Source organism: Pseudomonas sp. DC3200b2 (assembly GCF_049895785.1).
GTDB classification, from domain to species: domain Bacteria; phylum Pseudomonadota; class Gammaproteobacteria; order Pseudomonadales; family Pseudomonadaceae; genus Aquipseudomonas; species Aquipseudomonas massiliensis.
In genome coordinates, this window is the sequence record NZ_JAFCTA010000002.1 from 126,047 (window position 1) to 144,753 (window position 18,707).

Here is an 18,707-nt window from a genome sequence, read left to right on the forward strand (position 1 = left end):
TGCCAAGCGGGGCTGGTGACGGGAAAACTTCCTGTGACAGGGTCACGCAGGCCTAATGGCAACGGCATCGCCACGGACCCGCGATGCCCATCAGGCACAGCGCGAGCGAAGCGGGAGGTCGGTATCCGCTTGCGGTTCTACCGGCTCGTAAGGCAAGCCTACGTAGTTTTCGGCGATGGTGCGCCGCCCGGCTTCCGAGCTGACAAAGTAATCCAGTTCGGTAGCCGTGATGCGCTGGCTGAACGCATCGGCATCGGGGAACTGGTGAAGCATGGAAGTCATCCACCAGGAGAATCGTTCGGCCTTCCATACTCGCCGCAGGCAGATCTGCGAATAGCGTTCGATCAGCTCCGTGCGGCCTTCGTGGTACACCTTCTGGAGAATATCGAACAGCGTGCTCACGTCGCTGGCCGCCAGGTTGAGGCCCTTGGCCCCGGTCGGCGGGACGATATGGGCCGCATCGCCCACAAGGAACATGCGGCCATATTGCATGGGCTCCACCACGAAGCTGCGCAACGGGGCGATGCTCTTTTCGATGGACGGGCCGGTCACCAGTTTCTCAGCCAGGTCCTGTGGCAGCCGTGCCTTTAGCTCATACCAGAAACGCTCGTCAGACCAGTTCTCGACCGTCTCCTGGGCATCCACCTGCACGTAATAGCGGGTACGAGTCGGTGAGCGCATGCTGCACAGGGCAAACCCCCTGGAATGGGCGGCATACACCAGCTCTTCATTCACCGGCGGCGTATCGGCCAGGATGCCCAGCCAGCCGAAGGGGTAGACCCGCTCGAAGATTTCCAAGGCCTCGGCGGGGATGCTCTGCCGGGAAACACCATGGAACCCGTCGCAGCCAGCGATATAGTCGCAGTCGAGTCGATGCACCTGGCCGTCCCGCTCATAGGTGAGCCAGGGGCGGTCGCTCTTGGGCTCGTGGATACGCACATCCCCGGCCTGGTACACCGTGGTAGCGCCAGCGGCTTGGCGCGCGGCCATCAGGTCACGGGTGACTTCGGTCTGGCCATAGATCATCACGGTCTTGCCGCCGGTAAGCCCCTTCAGGTCGATATGCACCCGGCGGCCATCGAGGGCCAGCTCGAAACCGTCGTGCACCAGGCCTTCAGCAGTCATCCGCTGATCCACGCCGGCCTTGCGCAGCAGGTCGACCATGCCCTGTTCCAGCACCCCGGCGCGAATGCGGCTAAGCACGTACTCTGGGGTTTGCCGTTCAAGAATGACATTGGAGATGCCGGCACGGTGAAGCAACTGACCGAGCAGAAGGCCGGAAGGCCCCGCGCCTATGATTGCGACTGAAGTATGCATGGAATGTCTCGCGATTGTTATTGTGTTTGGACTGTCTGTATTTTTGGTCCCGCCCACTGTTCACAACAGGGGAAATCGGCTAAATAACGGGTACTTTCAAGTAAAGAGTTCGATTATCGAACCGAGGTGCGCCGTGAATCCGCCTGCTGTTGAACAGGTACCGACCTTCAAGCTTTATGGCGACGGACTTGACTGGCCAATCGCCGACTTGCTGCACTGCGAGACCATCAGTGCCCGCAGCCGGGTTTTCCAATGGGAAATCGGGCCGCACCGCCATGCCGACCTTTATCAATTGCTATACCTGCATCGTGGAGAAGCGCAGATCGACATCGAAGGCCATCGACAGTCGGTGCGTCAGGCTGCCTTGCAGTTCGTACCGCCACTGGCCGTTCACGGCTTTCGCTTCAGTGAAAACGTAGAGGGCTACGTAGTGACCCTGGCCGCGCCTTGGATCGAACAGCTGCGCGCGCAGGCGGGCATGGGCCAGGAACTGTTCCAGGCGCCGGTGTGCCTGCTGGCGGGTGAAGAACGGGGTTACCTGTACCGCCTGTTCCAGGCGCTGCAGCGCGAATATGCAGGTCCGCAGCCGGGCCGTGAACTGATGCTGCATGCCTTGGCCAACGTAGCCCTGGTGTGGCTGGGCCGACGTATCCAGCAACATCGGGCCGCGCTGCAGGTCCCGGAACGGGGACGTGAAGTACTGGCACGCTTTCAACAACAAGTGGAAGCCTGCTTCCGTCGGCAGCCCAGCGTAGAGCATTTGGCCCATGCCATCGGGGTATCGGTGCCCCAGCTCAACAGCCTGTGCCGGCGTCTGGCGAAACAGTCGCCGTTGCAGATCATTCACCAGCGCGTGCTGCTGGAGGCCAAGCGCAACCTGACCTACACCAGCATGACCATCAATCAGATCGCTGACGCCCTGGGGTTTGCCGATCCTGCGTATTTCGCCCGGTTTTTCCGTCGACTGACGGGCCAGTCGCCGCGCGCCTTCCGGGAGTCGCTCGCCACCGGCCCGGTTGTCTAGGCCGCCGCCCTTCCGGATTGCGCGGGGTGGGCTCAGACCCGCTCGAGTATCCAGTCCACGAAGCGGCGGACCTTGGGCACTTCGCTGGCATGTTCGGAGAAAGCCATGAAGTGTGAGCCATTACTGGGCATGGCCGCGGGTACTGGCGCCACCAGTTTTCCACAGGCCAGTTCGTCTTCTATCAGGTAGCGCGGCAGCAGTGCCACGCCGCATCCGGCCACCGCTGCGTGAATGCACATGTAGAAGGTATCGAAGCGCGGACCATGGTAGCTGTTCGAAGAATGCAGGTGCTGGGCCAGAAACCATTCGTGCCAGGCTTCAGGGCGAGACGTGCACTGCAACAGCACTACCCCGGTAAGATCCATTGCCTTGGACAGGCGTGTCTCCGTCGCCAGCTCCGGGGCGCACACCGGAATCACCTCTTCATCGAACAGTCGCAGGCAGGTAGCGCCGGGCCAGGTGCCCTGGCCAAAGAAAAAGGCTACGTCAGCCCGGGACTGAGACAGGTCGAAGGGTTCCAGCGCGTTGCTGATCTCCAGATGGATCTGCGGATAGCGCTTGCCAAAGCCCTTGAGGGCAGGAATGAGCCAGCGCGCGCCGAAGGTGGGCTGGGTGGCCACGCGCAGCACTTCGGTTTCGGCTCCGTAGGAGAGGATATAGCGACTGGACATATCGATCTGGGTCAGAATCTTGTCTACCTCGGCCAGGTAGAGGGATCCTGCGGGCGTCAGTTGCAGACGCCGCCGCACACGCTGGAACAGGTGATGACGGAGCATGTCTTCGAGCTGCGCCACCTGTTTGCTGACCGCGCTCTGGGTCAGGTGCAACTCCTGGGCGGCACGGGTAAAGCTCAGATGGCGCGCGGCGGCTTCGAAGCATTGCAGCGCGGCTATCGAGGGCATCAGGCGGCGTGACATGTCCGTTTCCTTGGGCGTAACGAAGCCGGCGCAATATACGGCAAGCCTACGCCATCTGCCATTCGGCCGGTTGGTACTTGCCGCGGGGCATAGTAAAATCCGTGGGTCCCAATCACCGATTTCATGGCGCGCGGCCCTCTGTTGTAATGCACGATGCCGATCCCGCCGTTCGTTACCAGGATATGTCGATGTTCAATTCCATTGCCGCCGCTCTCCCTCGCAAAGGGTGGGTGCTGGCCTTGATCGTGACGGCCGGGGCGGGTTGTTCCTCGCAGAAACCGGCCATCTACGAGCACGAGCATTTCGATGATTCCGGCACTTTTTCCCGTCGCTACCCGGTCAGCGATACCGCGTCCTGTGAGGCCGCCCGCCGCGCCTTGCTCAGCCAGGGCTACATCATCACCAGCAACGACCCCAAGCTGGTCAGCGGACACAAGAGCTTCCAGCAGAACGGTGACACCCATCTGGAGATCTCCTTCAACGTGGTCTGCGCGCCGGACAGCAATGGCGACCGGTCCTCGACCATGTTCGCCAACGCCCTGCAGGACCGTTACGCCCTGAAGAAGGTCAACAATTCGGCCAGCCTTGGGGTTGGTGTACTGGGCTCGGTATCCATGCCGATCGGGTCCACCGACGATTCCATGGTCAAGGTGGCCAGTGAAACCGTATCGGCCAGCAAATTCTACGAACGCTACTTTGCCCTGGTAGAAAGCTTCCTGCCCAGGGAGACGCGGGAGGCGGCGCATATTCCCGACAGGCCCAAGGGTGATCTCGGCGTGCCGGAAACCTCGCCCTCCCGGGACGCCACCCGGACGGCAGAGCCCCTGCCCTCGGAGCCGGAGCCGGAGCCGGAGCCGGAGCCGGAGCCGGCAGCGCCACCTGCTCCCCAGGCCCCGGCGCCTGCCCCGACAGCCGAGCCCTCCGAGGCTTTGCCCGAGATGTCCGAGCCGCTGGCTCCGCCCGCCGAGCAGCCACCTATCACTCCGAATGAGGGCGCCCAGGCGGCGCCCTAGCTGTCCGGATCTTCTCCCGGCTGCCGCCAGTTCTTGCGATAGGCACCGGGCGGCTGCCCGGCCCAGCGCTTGAAAGCGCGCTGGAACGCCTCGGCGGACGTGAAGCCGAGCAGGTAGGTGATCTCCCCCAGGCTCAGTTCGGTGTCGCGGATATAGGCCATGGCCAGGTCACGACGGGTCTGGTTGAGAATCACGCGAAAGCCGCTGCCTTCCTCGGCGAGCTTGCGTCTCAGGGTCCAGGGCGGCATTTTCAGGCGGGCGGCGACCTGTCCCAGGTCGGGCTCGCGACGGCCCTCCAACATGGGGCCGAGCAGCCCGGCGATACGCTCGGTCAGGCTGCGCGAGCGGGTTTGTCGAACCAGGGCTTCCTCGCACAAGACCAACAGTTGCTGCCAGGTGCTTGGGCAATGGTCAGGATTGCGTAGCGCGAGGGTGCGCTGGCTTAATCGCAGTCGGTTGGCCTGGCTGCCGAATTGCACCGGGGCCTCGCTCAGGCCTTCATAGGCCTGGGCATAGCCTGGGGCAGGGAATTCGATCTGTAGCTGCTCCGCGCGTAATGGTTCGCCCGTCAGCAGGCTGAGCTGGCCGAGCCAGCCACTGAGCACGGAGTCCACCACGAAGCGGTTGAAGTCGTTATATGGGCTGATGGAGTAGAAGTTCAGCCAGGCGCCCCCGGCATCTTCCTGGAAGCTGGACTGTCCTCGATAGTTGACGCCATAGAGGGGCTCGAAACGAATCAGTGTCCGCGCTGCTTCGCGCACGTTCGGCGCCTGGGCCGCGGTCACCCCGGCCAGACCCGCGTGGGCAAAGCGAGCACAGCGGCCCATGGTCAGCCCGAGGGCCGGAATGCCGCTCAGTTGGATGGCAGCGTGGCCCAGACGCATGTAGCGGGCGATGGACAAGGTAGCGCCCGCTTGCCCCAGGCGGGTCGCGTCGAAGCCGAACTGCTCCAGTAGCGGCGTGGGGCTTCGATTGTGTTCGACCAAGGCCGCGGCCAGGGCCTGGAGAAACCCCACGGACACCTCGCCCAGCCGCACCGTGCGGGCATTCATAGCCATAGGTTGAACATCCCGGCGCCGTTACCCGCCGGCGCGGGCCGGCCCTGCGCGCCGGCTTGCCAGCTGTAACCCTCGCCAGCGCCCACATGGCTCCAGAAACGACCCCGCAGGTATACCAGCACGCCGGCCGGGATGCGGGCAGACAGGTCCGGCGGCGGCGCGGGCGGCGATTCGTTCAGGGCCTGGGCGCTGAAGGCGGGGACCAGCAGCGCGCGGGCGCCTTGCTCACGAATCCGGGCCTGTATCTCGGGCGCCCAGGCATCGTTGCCCAAGGCCACGGCCAGCGGGCCTGCGACGGTGGGAATGAAGGCGACGGCCGGGGAGGGGCCCTGGCTGACAAAGCGCCGATAGTGTACCTGGTGTTGACGCAGCGGTTGACCCAGGACCCGCCCGTCCGGCCCGAAGATCACGCCGACGTTGTACAGCGGGCCGGCCGCCAGAGCGAGTTGCCCGTCCTCGGCTCTGGGGTTGGGCAGCACGATGGACCCGGCCACCAGGGTTACCTTGAATTGCCGCGCCAGGCCGCCGAACACCCACTGGAATTCGTCGCGCATCCGCGAGGCCTTCATGCGTAACTGCGCCTCGCTCAGGCGATGCCTGCCTTCTCCCTGCCACCATGCCCGGACGAACGCCAAAGGGTTGCTCAAGGTCAGCCAGCCGCTGACGGCGTCCAGGCGATCAGCCTGGTAGACCTCGTCCTTTTCGCCGCTGAGCCACAGCCAGGTGCCGATGTGCTCGGGGAGCACAATCACGGTATGAGGGCCGAGCAGGCCCTGGGCCCGCGCCTGGCGCAGGTAGGCCTCGAACTTCAGGCGCAGGCGCCGGGCATCCTGGTAGTCCGCCGGGGCCATGTGTGGCTGTATTCCCAGGATGTTGCCAGCGTCGCCGCGCGTGCCCTGCTCCTGCACCAGGTCGATACGCAAGTCGGAAAGGTAGTGCGCCACCGGCCGCTGACCAATCCAGCCGGCATAGGCCGCTACGGCTGATACGACCAGCGCTGTGCAGAACAGAAGGGAAAACTTGCGCATGAGCAACCAAGGAAACCGACAGTGGAGCATAGGTTAGCAGCCTGTGCGCCTGGATCAATGACTTGTCATTTGCGATCATTGAGCGTACCCCGTCCGGTCATTACTGTCGCAGCCATGACGCAGGCGCCATCCTGAGCGGCCGCGGACCTGATGCTGGAGCTACCCCATGACCGACACCCTCTACCCACACCTGCTTGCCCCGCTTGACCTCGGCTTCACCACCTTGCGCAATCGGGCCCTGATGGGCTCCATGCATACCGGGCTCGAAGAGGTGGCCGGCGGCTTCGAACGCATGGCTGCCTACTTCGCCGAGCGCGCCCGGGGCGGCGTAGGGCTGATGGTGACCGGGGGCATCGCGCCGAATGAAGAAGGGGGCGTATACAAGGGCGCCGCCAAGCTGACCACGGCCGAAGAAGCCGAGCGTCACCGTGTGGTCACCCAGGCGGTACATGCCGAAGGCGGCAAGATCTGCCTGCAGATCCTGCATGCCGGGCGCTACGCCTACAGCCCTGCGCTGGTAGCACCGAGCGCCATCCAGGCACCGATCAACCCGTTCAAACCCCATGAGCTGGATGAGGCCGGTATCCAGAAACAAATCGCCGATTTCGTCAACTGCGCGCGCCTGGCCCGGCAGGCCGGCTACGATGGCGTGGAGATCATGGGATCCGAGGGTTATTTCATCAACCAGTTCCTGGTCGCCTGGACCAACCACCGCACGGATCGTTGGGGTGGCAGCTACGAGAACCGCATGCGCCTGGCGGTGGAGATCGTCAGCCAGGTCCGCGCCGCGGTCGGTGCCGAATTCATCATCATTTTCCGGCTGTCCATGCTTGACCTCATCGAAGGTGGCAGCGACTGGAACGAGATCGTGCGATTGGCCCAGGCGGTAGAGGCGGCCGGGGCGACCTTGATCAACACGGGTATCGGCTGGCATGAGGCGCGCATCCCGACCATCGCTACCAAGGTGCCTCGCGCGGCCTTCGCCAAGGTGACGGCCAAGCTGCGCGGCGCGGTCAAGGTTCCGCTGATTACCACCAACCGCATCAACACGCCGGAAGTGGCCGAGCGCATCCTTGCCGAGGGCGACGCAGACATGGTGTCCATGGCCCGGCCCTTCCTGGCGGATCCGGCGTTCATGGCCAAGGCCTCCGAGGGCCGCGCGGACGAGATCAACACCTGCATCGCCTGCAATCAGGCGTGCCTTGACCATACGTTCGCCGGCAAGCTCACCAGCTGCCTGGTCAACCCGCGGGCCTGCCATGAAACCGAACTGCTGTACCTGCCGACGATGGCGCCTAAGCGAATCGCCGTGGTGGGCGCCGGGCCAGCGGGATTGGCCGCCGCTACCGTGGCGGCCGAGCGCGGGCATCAGGTGACCCTGTTCGACGCTGCCACCGAAGTGGGCGGCCAGTTCAACGTGGCGCGGCGTATCCCCGGAAAGGAAGAGTTCAATGAAACCCTGCGCTACTTCCGCCGCAAGCTGGAACTGACCGGGGTCAGCCTACGGCTGGGGGGCCGGGTCGGCGTGGCCGAGCTGGTCGATGGCGGCTTCGACGAGGTCATCCTCGCGACCGGCATCACGCCAAGGGTTCCTCCGATTCCCGGCATCGATCACCCCAGCGTGCTGACCTACCTCGACGTTCTGCTTGGGCGCAAGCCGGTCGGTGCTCGGGTCGCCGTGATCGGAGCGGGCGGCATCGGTTTCGACGTCAGCGAATTCCTCGTTCACCAAGGCACCGTGAGCAGCCTGGACCCTGGCGCCTTCTGGCGCGAATGGGGTATCGATCCCACCTTGGACGCGCGTGGTGGGGTGGCTGGGGTGCAGGCTGAAGTCAGTCCGCCGGCGCGGCAGGTCTGGCTGTTGCAGCGCAAGGCCAGCAAGGTAGGCGATGGCCTCGGCAAGACCACGGGCTGGATTCATCGCGCGGGGCTCAAGAGCAAGCGCGTCCAGATGCTCAATTCGGTCGAGTATCTGAAGGTAGATGAACAGGGGCTGCATATCCGCGTCGGCGACAGTGAGCCGCGTGTCCTGGCCGTGGACAATATCGTGGTATGCGCCGGGCAGGATCCGCTACGGGAACTGGAGCAGGGTCTGCGCGACGCGGCCATCCGGGTGCATCTGATCGGTGGCGCGGACGTCGCTGCGGAATTGGATGCCAAGCGCGCCATCAACCAGGGCTCACGTCTCGCCGCGGCGCTATGAACGCGCCGGGGCATGGCCAGGCGCCCCTGCAGCGGTTGCGCCTGCCGTGGCTGGACGCAGCGGGAGTGGAAGCGACGGTGCTGCGGCTGGACCTTATCCATCCCCTGGTCAGCGGCAACAAGCTGTTCAAGCTGCTTCCCTGGCTGACCCAGGCCCGGGCGACAGGCGCCCCCGGCCTGATCAGCCTCGGCGGCCCCTGGTCCAATCATCTTCACGCCCTGGCAGCGTTGGGCGCGCATGAAGGCCTGGCGACCGTCGGCCTGCTACGAGGCGAGGCCCGAGACACGGCGACCGTGGCTGACCTGCGCGCCATGGGCATGCAACTGCACTGGCTGGGTTATGGCGGCTATCGGGCCCGGCATGACCCTGCTTTCTGGAAACCCTGGCACGAACGCTACCCAGGCTACCTGGGCCTGCCCGAAGGCGGCGCTTGTCAGCGAGGCGTCCAGGGCTGTAGCGCTTTGCTTGAGCTGGTCCAGTCGCAGCTGGGCGCCATTGGCTGGGAGGATTTCGATGCCTGGTGGCTGGCCGCGGGTACCGGCACTACCGCGGCCGGCCTGGCCAGGGCCGAAGACGGCAGACGCCCTGTGCACGCTGCCTTGGCGGTGCGGCCTGGCCAGGGCGCCGAGCGTAATGTCATCGCGCTGCTGGGCGCCGAGCCCGTCATATGGCATGACGCCAGCCGCGGCGGTTTCGGCAAGGTCGATGCCGAGCTGATCACCTTCCTGACCACCACCGAAGCCCAAGGCGGATTTGCCCTGGAGCCCCTCTACACCGCCAAGGCGCTGTTTGCGTTACGCACGTCGGTAAGCGCCGGGCTGTTCCCCAAGGGCAGCCGTCTGGTGTTTGTCCATACGGGCGGCCTGCAAGGGCGTCGTGGATTCCCAGCCCTTCTGTAGCCGGATTCTGTTTCGAGGTCACGGATCGCCTGAGCGCGATCTCGTGAGGCTGTAGCCGAATCCCATAATATGGGATCGAAGCCTATATGTTGAGATTTTCCAAGAGGTCGCGCTATAGTCTTTTCGCCGCTGAAATAACAACAAGCAGGTGAGGCAATGGACGTACGATTGATCGGGCTGGATTGGGGCACCACCGCTCTGAGGGCCTATTGCCTGGGCGAGAACGGCCAGGTGCTGGCGACACGCGCGCTGGCCAAGGGCATCATGAACATCGCCAAGGGTGGCTTCGAGCAGGTCCTCCATGACGCTTGCGGCGACTGGCGCGAGCTCGCTCCCCAAGCGCCGGTAGTGGCCTGCGGCATGGTCGGGAGCGCCCAGGGCTGGCGTGAGGCCCCTTATTGCATGGCGCCAGCCAGCCCCGCCGGCGTCGCGGCCGGCTTGGTCCGCCAGCCCCTGCAAGACGGCGGCTGCCTGCATATCATTCCTGGCGTGCTGCAAAACGGAGCGCTGCCCAACGTGATGCGGGGCGAAGAGACCCAGGTCTTCGGCTTGCTCCAGACACTGGGCAAGGCTGGGGACAATACGCCGTGGCTGATCGGCCTGCCGGGCACTCACAGCAAATGGGTACAGGTGGAAGAAGGGTGCATCCGCCACTTCGATACCTTCATGACAGGCGAGCTCTTCGCGGTAGCTTGCCAACACACCATCCTGGGGCGTACCCAGACACCCAGCGAAGCCTTCCAGCAGCAGGCCTTTGATCGCGGAGCGGCCGTGGCGCGATCGGCGGACGGCCGCCTGGGCCTGCTCGCCACGCTGTTCAGTGCCAGGACGCTGGGGTTGACCAAGGTATTGGCCCCCGACGAGCAAGCGGACTACCTCTCCGGCTTGATGATCGGCCATGAGGTAGCCGCGCTGGCCAGCGCACGGCCAGGCGCCACGAGTACCGACGCTATCGCCCTGATTGGTAGCCCAGCCCTCTGTCAGCGCTACCAGCGTGTCTTGCACGCTTGCGGCTTCGCCAATGTCCGCATCAGCGATCAGGCTACCGAGCTTGGGCTGTGGTCGTTGGCTGCGGCGGCCGGCCTTGTCCAACCTGACCTGAAGGAGTTCACCCATGTTGCTCAATGACGCCATGGCGCATAACGGCCTGATCGCGATCCTGCGAGGCCTGCGGCCCGATGAGGCATTGTCCGTAGGCCAGACGCTCTATGCTGCCGGCCTGCGAGTGATCGAAGTGCCACTCAACTCTCCCGAGCCCTTGCGCAGTATCCGCATTCTGCGCGATGGCTTGCCGGCGGATTGCCTGGTGGGCGCGGGCACCGTGCTTAGCGAGCGGGACGTGGGGGAGGTACGCGACGCCGGCGGCGAGCTCATCGTGATGCCCCATGCCGACCTGAAAGTAGTGCGCGCGGCCAAGGCCGCGGGTTTGCAACTGGCTCCCGGAGTGGTGACCCCAACCGAGGCGTTCGCCGCGCTGGAGGCCGGGGCCGACGCGCTCAAGCTATTCCCGGCCGAGGCGCTGACCCCCGGAGTGGTTCGCGCGTTGCTGGCGGTGCTGCCAAAGGGAACACCGCTGGTGCCGGTCGGTGGTATCACGCCGGAGAACATGTTGCCCTTCCTTGAAGCCGGTGTCGCCGGCTTCGGCCTGGGCTCCGGTTTGTACAAGCCGGACATGAGCACCGAAGACATACGTCAGCGCGCCGACGCCTACTTACAAGGCTGGCAGCGGGCACGCTGAAGCGCGACCCCTACGAATTCAGTCCATCGACAAGAGAGACAAGCGATGAAAATTACCCGTTTGACCACCTTTATCGTGCCCCCGCGCTGGTGCTTCCTGAAAATCGAGACAGACCAGGGCATCAGTGGCTGGGGCGAACCGGTGGTGGAGGGGCGCGCGCACACCGTGGCGGCGGCGGTCGAGGAACTGGCCGATTACCTTGTCGGCAAGGACCCGCGCAACATCGAGGATCACTGGCAGGTGCTCTACCGGGGTGGCTTCTACCGGGGTGGGGCGGTACACATGAGCGCCCTGGCGGGCATTGACCAGGCCTTGTGGGACATCAAGGGCAAGGCCCTGGGGGTTTCGGTCAGTGACCTGCTCGGTGGGCAGGTACGTGATCGCATCAAGGTGTACTCCTGGATCGGCGGCGACCGCCCCTCGGAGACCGCCAAGGCAGCGAGCGAGGCCGTGGCCCGTGGCTTCAGCGCGGTGAAGATGAACGGCACCGAAGAAATGCAGTATGTGGACAGTTTCGACAAGGTCGATCGCTGCCTGGCCAGCGTGGCCGCCGTTCGCGATGCCGTGGGCCCCAACGTAGGCATCGGTGTTGACTTCCATGGGCGGGTGCACAAGCCCATGGCCAAGGTGTTGATGAAAGAGTTGGACCCGTTCAAGCTCATGTTCATCGAAGAGCCTGTGCTCAGCGAACATTACGAAGCCCTGAAGGAGCTGGCGCCCCTGACCAGTACTCCCATCGCCCTGGGCGAGCGGCTGTTCTCCCGCTGGGACTTCAAGCGCATCCTCAGCGAGGGCTACGTGGATATCATCCAGCCCGATGCGTCCCATGCCGGCGGCATCACCGAAACACGCAAGATTGCCGCGATGGCGGAGGCCTACGACGTGGCCCTGGCCTTGCACTGCCCCCTGGGGCCTATCGCCCTGGCCGCCTGCCTGCAACTGGACGCGGCCTGCTACAACGCTTTCATCCAGGAGCAGAGCCTGGGTATCCACTACAACGAGAGCAACGACTTGCTCGATTATGTCCGCCAGCCCGAAGTGTTCGATTACGACAACGGCTTCGTGAAGATCCCGCGCGGTCCAGGGCTGGGCATCGAGATCAACGAAGAGTACGTGCGTGAGCGCGCCGCCATTGGCCACCGCTGGCGCAATCCGATCTGGCGTCACGCCGATGGCAGTTTCGCGGAGTGGTAAGGCCGCCCGGCGCCTGAGGGCGCGTTCGGCACGTGGACAATAATCAGAAGGGACCCGACATGCACACCTCAGCTACCGCCGCGCCAGTGGCTCCCAGCGTCGCGATGGCGCCTACGCGTAAACGGTTCTTCATCATGGTGCTGCTGTTCATCACTGTGGTGATCAACTACCTGGATCGCGCCAACCTGTCCATCGCCGCGCCCGCCCTGACCGGTGAACTGGGGCTGGACCCAACCCATGTGGGGCTCGTGTTCTCTGCCTTCGGCTGGACCTACGCGGCCATGCAGATTCCCGGCGGCTGGCTGGTTGACCGGGTACCGCCGCGCATTCTGTATACCGCCGCGCTGCTGTTATGGTCACTGGCTACCCTGGCCCTGGGCTTCGTCGGCAGCTTCGTGGCGCTGTTCGCGCTGCGCATGGCAGTGGGCGCGCTGGAAGCGCCGGCCTATCCAATCAACAGCCGCGTGGTGACCACCTGGTTCCCTGAGCGTGAGCGAGCTACCGCCGTGGGGGTATACACCTCCGGGCAGTTCGTCGGGCTGGCGTTCCTGACGCCGGTGCTGGCCTGGCTGCAACAGGCCTTCGGCTGGCAGATGGTCTTTGTCATCACCGGCCTGGCGGGCGTGGCCTGGGCGTTGGCGTGGTACGTCTTGTATCGTGAGCCGCGCGCGGCCCGGGGCGCGAACGCGGCCGAGCTGGCGTTGATCCAGGAAGGTGGCGGCCTGGTGGACCTGCAGGGCAAGGCTGCCAGACGGGGTTTCCAGGCCTGGGAGATCAAGGCTGTCCTGACCCAGCGCAAGCTGTGGGGCATCTATATCGGCCAGTTTTGTCTGAATTCGACCCTATGGTTCTTCCTCACCTGGTTTCCCACCTACCTGGTGAAATACCGCGGCATGGACTTCATCAAGTCCGGGCTGCTGGCGGCAGTGCCGTTCCTGGCCGCCTTCATCGGCGTGCTTTGCTCCGGGGTGTTTTCCGACTGGCTTATCCGGCGGGGCGCCAGCGTGGGCGTGGCGCGCAAGTTGCCGATCATCGGCGGGCTGCTCATCTCTACCAGCATCATAGGCGCCAATTGGTTCGATTCCACGGCCGTGGTCATCGCTTGCCTGGCCCTGGCCTTCTTCGGCAACGGCCTGGCGTCCATTACCTGGTCATTGGTATCGACCCTGGCGCCGGCCGGGTTGCTGGGGCTTACGGGCGGCATGTTCAATTTCATCGGCAACCTGTCGGCCATCATCACACCCATGGTCATCGGCTTGCTGGCAAGCGGAGACTCGTTCGCCCCAGCCATCACCTATGTAGCGGCCACTGCGCTAGTGGGCGCGCTCTGCTACATCGTCCTGGTCGGAAAGGTAGAGCGCATCGTAGTCGAGGAGAGATGACGGCTCCTTCGTGGCCGACGATAATGAGCTCTTTTACCGTTCAGGGTCATAGTCGATGACGTCCAGCGATGCCTCTTGCTCCGTGCCAGCCGGCACCCAGACGCTGCTGCGAGGGTTGAATGTCATCCAGGCGGTGGCCACTGGCGCGCGCGACCTCAAGGCGATTTCCGCGCGCCTGGGGATGACCCGCAGCACCACCCATCGGCTGGCCAGCGCCTTGGTGGAAGCGCGCTACCTGCGGGTGACGCCACAGGGTTACTACCTCGGCTCGAGGCTGATCGAGCTGGGTTTCCAGGCGCGCGAAGAACTCCCGCTGCCAGCGTTGGCCATGCCCTGGCTGGATGAGCTATCGAGGCTTACCGGGGATACGGTGCACCTGGCCGTGCGCGACGGCGACCAGGTGCTCTACCTGCACAAGAACCCCGGGCGAAACGGGCCGGAGATGCGTTCCCGGGTCGGCCAGCGCATGCCGCTCACCCGTACCGGTATCGGCAAGGCGCTGTTGCTCGATGCCGCCGAGGCAGAATGGCGGCGCTTGTTCGAAGGGCAGCCTCAGCCCGCCGCCGTGTGGCCCGGCCGCGCTGAACCGGATTGGGAGACGTTTCTGGCCCGCATGCAGGCGTATGCCACCGGTGGGTATGCGTTCGACCTGGAAGACAATGAGCCCTCCATCCGCTGCGTGGCGGCACCGGTGCGCGACGCCAGCGGGCAGATCGTCGCCGCCATCAGTGTCGCCAGTACGGTGCCTTACATGCCATTGGAGCGCATGGACGAACTGCGGCCAAGGGTCCAGCAGGCCGCCCATGCCGTAAGCCGAGAGCTGGGCGGCTGAACCCGACGGTTCGCGCGACGGTCATCGAAGAGCGTTGCCCCGCCACATTGCTACTGCCTGATCCCTTCAGGCGGGGCGAAGGCCAGCGAAGGTCCGATAACCTCGCCAGCTCTTCAATACCTGGCTCTACATGTTGGGATAAGTCGGGCCGCCCGAGCCTTCGGGTGCTACCCAGGTGATGTTCTGGGAAGGGTCCTTGATATCGCACGTCTTGCAGTGCACGCAGTTCTGGGCGTTGATCTGGAAGCGCTTGTCACCGTTTTCCTGGGTGACGACTTCATACACGCCGGCCGGGCAATAGCGCTGGGCGGGCTCGTCGTAGAGCGGCAGGTTCTTCGCGATCGGGATGCTCGGATCCTTGAGCTTGAGGTGACAGGGTTGTTCCTCCTCATGGTTCGTACCGGACAGGAACACCGAGCTGAGCTTGTCGAAGCTCAGTTTGCCGTCTGGCTTGGGGTAGTCGATCCTCTTCGAATCGGCGGCCAGCTTCAGGCAGGCATAGTCGGGGGTAGTGTCGCGCAAAGTAAAGGGGATCTTGCCGCCGAACAGGTTCTGGTCGATGAAGTTGAAGGCGCCTCCCTTGACCGCGCCCCATTTATGGATCGCCGCGCCAAAGTTGCGGCTGCGGAACAGCTCTTCGTAGACCCAGCTCGCCTTGAAGGTTTCCGGGTAGGCATTGAGCAGGTCACCGCCTTCGCTTCCGGCGAACAGGCTCTCCACCACCGCATCGGCGGCCAGCATGCCGGATTTCATAGCGGTATGGCTGCCCTTGATCTTGGCGAAGTTCAGGGTACCCAGGTCGCAACCGATCAGGGCGCCTCCGGGAAACACCATCTTCGGCAGCGCGTTGTAGCCGCCCTTGGCAATGGCCCGGGCGCCGTAGGAGACCCGCTTGCCGCCTTCGAGGTACTGGCTGATCACCGGGTGATGCTTGTAACGCTGGAATTCGTCGAAGGGCGACAGGTAAGGGTTGCTATAGGACAGGTCCACGATGAGCCCGACCACCACCTGGTTGTTTTCCAGGTGATAAAGGAAGGAACCCCCCGGGTTCTCGTCGTCCAGGGGCCAGCCCGCCGTGTGCACGACCAGGCCCTGCTCGTGGCGCGCCGGGTCGATGTCCCAGATCTCCTTCAGCCCGATGGCGTAGTGCTGAGGGTCCGCTTCGCTGTCCAGGGCGAAACGCTCGATCAGTTGCTTGCCGAGGTGACCGCGGCAGCCTTCGGCGAAGAGGGTGTATTTGCCACGCAGTTCCATACCGGGCGTGTACATGCCTTCCTTGGGCTGGCCTTCACGGTCCACGCCCATGTCGCCGGTGATGATGCCGCGAACGATGCCCTGGTCGTCGATCAATGCCTCTTGGGCAGCGAAGCCGGGATACACCTCCACGCCCAGGTTTTCCGCCTGCTGGCCAAGCCAGCGGCAGAGATTGCCCAGCGAGATGATGTAGTTGCCTTCGTTGTGCATGGTCCTGGGCACGAAGGCGTCGGGAATCTTGCGCGCGCGCTCGGCATCTTTGAGCAGATAGACGTCATCACGCTTGACGGGAGTGTTGAGCGGGGCGCCGAGCGCTTGCCAGTCGGGGAACAGTTCGTTCAGCGCGCGGGGTTCGAAAACAGCCCCGGAGAGAATGTGGGCGCCCACCTCGGAGCCCTTTTCCACCACGCAGACGCTGACTTCCTTACCGGCTTCGGCCGCTTTCTGCTTGATACGGCAGGCAGCAGACAGGCCCGCGGGGCCTGCCCCGACGATGACCACGTCGAATTCCATGTATTCGCGTTCCACAGGTTCTCTCCTAACACAGGCGGGTACGGTTTCTTCTAATGGGCAGGTTGGCGCGCTGGCCACGCCTGTAGCGATGATGCACGAGCACCACGCGGCAGACTCGGGGCAGTGGGCTCAAGCGGCCCTTTACCGCGGGTGGCGCATTATATCTACACCATTGGACCGGTCCAAATCAAACGTTTGTTTGAATTCGCTCCAGGCCTGTAAATACGCCTTGCGCAACGGCGTGACCGGCGGGTTCCGCGTATTGACCGGGTTTTTCGATACGGTCAAGATACGAGCGGTTTCATGCCGGCTGTCGTTCGCGGCGGCTGGCTTCGCGCCCTGTGGCGACTTCCGGGCCCAGGCCCGGGGCGGGCGATCAAGGCCTCGCAAGCCTGCTACGCTGCTGGTCGAAAGGCATCGCGGCGTCGGGCACGGCCAGTTTTCCCACGAAGCTTCCTGGTCAGCGGCAGACCGCGCCATGAGCGATCGCAAGGCCCGCCCTGCGACATTCTATTCACCGGAGAGTAACGAGGAATCCATGAAGGTTCTTGTAGCTGTCAAACGAGTGGTCGATTACAACGTCAAGGTCCGGGTCAAGCCGGACAACTCCGGGGTCGATCTTGCCAACGTCAAGATGTCCATGAACCCGTTCTGCGAAATCGCCGTCGAGGAAGCCGTCCGTCTCAAGGAAAAGGGCGTCGCCAGCGAGATCGTCGTGGTCACGGTGGGCCCCGCTACCGCCCAGGAACAGCTGCGGACCGCCCTGGCGCTCGGCGCCGATCGCGCCGTGCTCATCGAAGCCGGCGAAGAGCTCAATTCCCTGGCCATCGCCAAGGCCCTCAAGACCGTCGTGGACAAGGAACAGCCGCAGCTGGTGATTCTTGGCAAGCAGGCCATCGACAGCGACAACAACCAGACCGGCCAGATGCTCGCCGCGCTGACCGGCTACGCCCAGGGCACCTTCGCCTCGAAGGTCGAGCTGAGCGGGGACAAGGTCAACGTCACCCGGGAGATCGACGGCGGCCTGCAGACGGTCGCGCTGAACCTGCCGGCCATCGTCACCACCGACCTGCGCCTGAACGAACCGCGCTACGCGTCGCTGCCCAATATCATGAAGGCCAAGAAAAAGCCGCTGGAGGTGGTCAAGGCCCAGGACCTGGGCATTTCCCTCACGTCCACCACCAAGACCCTCAAGGTCGAGGCACCGGCCACCCGCAGCGCTGGGGTGAAGGTCAAGTCGGTCGCCGAGCTGGTCGAAAAACTGAAGAACGAGGCGAAGGTAATCTGATGGCTATCCTGGTTATCGCTGAACACGAGAACGGCGCACTGGCGGGCGCTACCCTGAACACCGTGGCGGCCGCGCAGAAGATTGGCGGCGACATTCACGTCCTGGTCGCGGGGCAAGGGATCGACGCGGTCGCCCAGGCGGCCGCCAAGGTGGCGGGCGTTGCCAAGGTGCTGGTCGCCGATGACGCTGCCTATGCCCATCAGCTGCCGGAAAACGTCGCTCCACTGATCGTTTCGCTGGCGTCGGGCTATAGCCATGTGCTCGCCCCGGCCACTACCAACGGCAAGAACTTCCTGCCGCGGGTCGCCGCCTTGCTGGACGTTGATCAGATCTCCGAGATCATCGCCGTGGAAAGCGCCGATACTTTCAAGCGGCCTATCTACGCGGGTAACGCGATCGCCACCGTGCAGTCCAGCGCGGCTGTGAAGGTCATCACCGTGCGCGCCACCGGGTTCGACCCGGTCGCCTCCGAAGGTGGCGCGGCCTCGGTCGAAGCTGTCGGCGAAGTAAAGAACGCTGGCGTTTCGGCTTTCGTGAGCGAAGAGCTGGCAAAGTCGGACCGTCCCGAGCTGACGGCGGCCAAGATCGTGGTCTCTGGCGGCCGCGGCATGCAGAACGGTGACAACTTCAAGCATCTCTACGCCCTGGCGGACAAGCTTGGCGCCGCCGTAGGCGCATCCCGCGCCGCGGTGGATGCCGGGTTCGTGCCCAACGACATGCAGGTAGGCCAGACCGGCAAGATAGTCGCGCCTCAACTGTACATTGCCGTGGGTATCTCGGGGGCCATCCAGCATCTGGCCGGCATGAAGGACTCGAAGGTCATCGTGGCCATCAACAAGGATGAAGAGGCGCCTATCTTCCAAGTGGCGGATTACGGCCTTGTGGGCGACCTGTTCGAGATCATTCCCCAGTTCGAACAGCTGGTCTGATTCCGCGGCGAACCCAGAAACCCGGGCTTGCCCGGGTTTTCCGTCTGTGTGACCTGGCCATCCCCGATGGGGTATCGTTTCCTTGGCCCATCCCTTGACGCTACACTGCCGGGCTTTA

The 18,707-nt window shown here is 64.2% G+C and carries 16 protein-coding genes; 11 read left to right on the forward strand and 5 right to left on the reverse strand.

Annotated elements, in window-relative coordinates:
- Positions 1-90: 90 nt before the first annotated feature.
- A complete protein-coding gene (pobA, locus tag ACP691_RS06330; protein ID WP_426198694.1) occupies positions 91-1,317 on the reverse strand; it encodes a 4-hydroxybenzoate 3-monooxygenase in 1,227 nt (408 codons plus the stop codon).
- A 133-nt stretch (positions 1,318-1,450) separates the two neighbouring features.
- On the opposite strand from pobA, the gene ACP691_RS06335 reads away from it, so the two are divergent.
- On the forward strand, positions 1,451-2,341 hold the full coding sequence (locus ACP691_RS06335) for a helix-turn-helix domain-containing protein (protein WP_426198695.1): 891 nt from the start codon (positions 1,451-1,453) through the stop codon (positions 2,339-2,341).
- 32 nt (positions 2,342-2,373) lie between these two features.
- Here the strand turns inward: ACP691_RS06335 and gcvA are convergent, their stop codons facing one another.
- Positions 2,374-3,258, reverse strand: a complete 885-nt coding sequence (gene gcvA / locus ACP691_RS06340; RefSeq protein ID WP_426198696.1) for a transcriptional regulator GcvA — start codon at positions 3,256-3,258, stop codon at positions 2,374-2,376.
- A gap of 188 nt (positions 3,259-3,446) precedes the next feature.
- On the opposite strand from gcvA, the gene ACP691_RS06345 reads away from it, so the two are divergent.
- Positions 3,447-4,271 (forward strand): DUF2242 domain-containing protein, encoded by an 825-nt coding sequence (locus ACP691_RS06345; RefSeq protein WP_426198698.1) that lies wholly within the window; start codon positions 3,447-3,449, stop codon positions 4,269-4,271.
- On the opposite strand, the gene ACP691_RS06350 is transcribed toward ACP691_RS06345, so the two are convergent.
- Entirely contained in the window at positions 4,268-5,323 is a 1,056-nt protein-coding gene (locus tag ACP691_RS06350; protein ID WP_426199619.1) for an AraC family transcriptional regulator, read from the reverse strand. The genes ACP691_RS06345 and ACP691_RS06350 overlap by 4 nt on opposite strands.
- Positions 5,320-6,357, reverse strand: coding sequence for a carbon-nitrogen hydrolase family protein (locus ACP691_RS06355; protein WP_426198700.1), 1,038 nt, complete (start codon positions 6,355-6,357; stop codon positions 5,320-5,322). Before ACP691_RS06355 ends, ACP691_RS06350 begins: the two co-directional genes overlap by 4 nt.
- Before the next feature lie 166 nt (positions 6,358-6,523).
- Here ACP691_RS06355 and ACP691_RS06360 point away from each other — a divergent pair, with 166 nt between their 5' ends.
- From ACP691_RS06360 to ACP691_RS06390, 7 genes are all read left to right on the forward strand, one after another.
- Positions 6,524-8,560 (forward strand): FAD-dependent oxidoreductase, encoded by a 2,037-nt coding sequence (locus tag ACP691_RS06360; protein ID WP_426198701.1) that lies wholly within the window; start codon positions 6,524-6,526, stop codon positions 8,558-8,560.
- Positions 8,557-9,459: a 1-aminocyclopropane-1-carboxylate deaminase/D-cysteine desulfhydrase gene (locus ACP691_RS06365; protein ID WP_426198703.1), complete on the forward strand. Its 903-nt coding sequence runs from the start codon at positions 8,557-8,559 to the stop codon at positions 9,457-9,459. Before ACP691_RS06360 ends, ACP691_RS06365 begins: the two co-directional genes overlap by 4 nt.
- 156 nt (positions 9,460-9,615) lie before the next feature.
- Positions 9,616-10,587, forward strand: a complete 972-nt coding sequence (locus tag ACP691_RS06370) for a 2-dehydro-3-deoxygalactonokinase (RefSeq protein WP_426198704.1) — start codon at positions 9,616-9,618, stop codon at positions 10,585-10,587.
- A complete protein-coding gene (locus tag ACP691_RS06375; RefSeq protein WP_426199620.1) occupies positions 10,577-11,197 on the forward strand; it encodes a 2-dehydro-3-deoxy-6-phosphogalactonate aldolase in 621 nt (206 codons plus the stop codon). The genes ACP691_RS06370 and ACP691_RS06375 overlap by 11 nt, the downstream gene beginning before the upstream one ends.
- A gap of 45 nt (positions 11,198-11,242) precedes the next feature.
- Positions 11,243-12,391, forward strand: coding sequence for a galactonate dehydratase (gene dgoD, locus ACP691_RS06380; protein WP_426198705.1), 1,149 nt, complete (start codon positions 11,243-11,245; stop codon positions 12,389-12,391).
- A gap of 59 nt (positions 12,392-12,450) precedes the next feature.
- Complete coding sequence (locus ACP691_RS06385) at positions 12,451-13,773, forward strand: MFS transporter (RefSeq protein WP_426198707.1); 1,323 nt, start codon at positions 12,451-12,453, stop codon at positions 13,771-13,773.
- Positions 13,774-13,828: 55 nt separating this feature from the next.
- Positions 13,829-14,605 carry an IclR family transcriptional regulator gene (locus tag ACP691_RS06390; RefSeq protein WP_426198709.1) on the forward strand — a complete coding sequence of 259 codons (777 nt, stop codon included), beginning with the start codon at positions 13,829-13,831 and terminating at the stop codon, positions 14,603-14,605.
- Positions 14,606-14,731: 126 nt separating this feature from the next.
- Here ACP691_RS06390 and ACP691_RS06395 read toward each other — a convergent pair whose 3' ends face one another.
- A complete protein-coding gene (locus ACP691_RS06395; protein ID WP_426198711.1) occupies positions 14,732-16,387 on the reverse strand; it encodes an electron transfer flavoprotein-ubiquinone oxidoreductase in 1,656 nt (551 codons plus the stop codon).
- Between the two features lie 523 nt (positions 16,388-16,910).
- Between ACP691_RS06395 and ACP691_RS06400 the strand changes: the two genes are divergently transcribed.
- Together ACP691_RS06400 and ACP691_RS06405 are read left to right on the forward strand one after the other, a co-directional pair.
- On the forward strand, positions 16,911-17,660 hold the full coding sequence (locus tag ACP691_RS06400; protein ID WP_426198713.1) for an electron transfer flavoprotein subunit beta/FixA family protein: 750 nt from the start codon (positions 16,911-16,913) through the stop codon (positions 17,658-17,660).
- Positions 17,660-18,589 (forward strand): electron transfer flavoprotein subunit alpha/FixB family protein, encoded by a 930-nt coding sequence (locus tag ACP691_RS06405; RefSeq protein ID WP_426198716.1) that lies wholly within the window; start codon positions 17,660-17,662, stop codon positions 18,587-18,589. Before ACP691_RS06400 ends, ACP691_RS06405 begins: the two co-directional genes overlap by 1 nt.
- Positions 18,590-18,707: the final 118 nt, after the last annotated feature.